This is a genomic window from Rhizobacter sp. P1_G5 (assembly GCF_056405435.1).
Map to the genome: position 1 here is coordinate 1 of NZ_JBFUCB010001162.1, position 676 is coordinate 676.

Consider the following 676-nt stretch of genomic DNA (forward strand, 5'->3'; position numbering starts at 1 on the left):
CAGCTCCCCGGGCTGCCATATATCATGTCGCTCGCTGATCACAGCGTCTCCTCGATCCCGTCTACCCCCGATGGATCATCCAGTTCAGGAGCACCTCAGCACACCATCTTGAGACTGGACGAGCATGCCCCCGAAGATGTCGACAAGGCGATCGAACAACATACCTCTTACTCGCGGTTAAAAGAATCTGCCAAAGTCATTTGGTTTCCCGCCTACATGGCAACGATTCCGCCCTCTCTTTCCAAGTTCACGAAAATCGAGATCATCGTACTCCCCAGCTTTCGCGGGAAAATACTCGAAGGTAGCAAGCTTGGTCAGAAAGCAGGCTCCTTGATCAGGGTCATCTTGTTGCATGAGCGGAGCCCAACCAAACTCATTCCGGTGCCGGGAGCGGCCTTGGAGGTCTTTGACAGCAGCAGTTGCTACGAGTTCATGGTCACACCACCGGGGACCTTGAATTCACCGGTGAGCGATCATGCTCTTCTCCCGAATTCTCTCTCTCCTGGATTTGATCTCGGTCGCTCTCCATCGGCGACCTCAAAGCTTTATTGGCTGTGGGGAAACGGAGGAGAGGAGACGGCACTCAGCCGGGCGATCCTCGAGTTGGATTCGGAAGGCATTCTTGGCATTTATTCCGATCTCCAGGCTGCGATCTCACATATCAAGAGCCTGACTC

General features: G+C 54.1%; 1 protein-coding gene. It reads left to right on the forward strand.

Annotated elements, in window-relative coordinates:
• Positions 1 to 108: 108 nt before the first annotated feature.
• A partial coding sequence (locus AC1D12_RS34740; RefSeq protein WP_477845589.1) for a hypothetical protein occupies positions 109 to 676 on the forward strand: 568 nt, incomplete at its 3' end.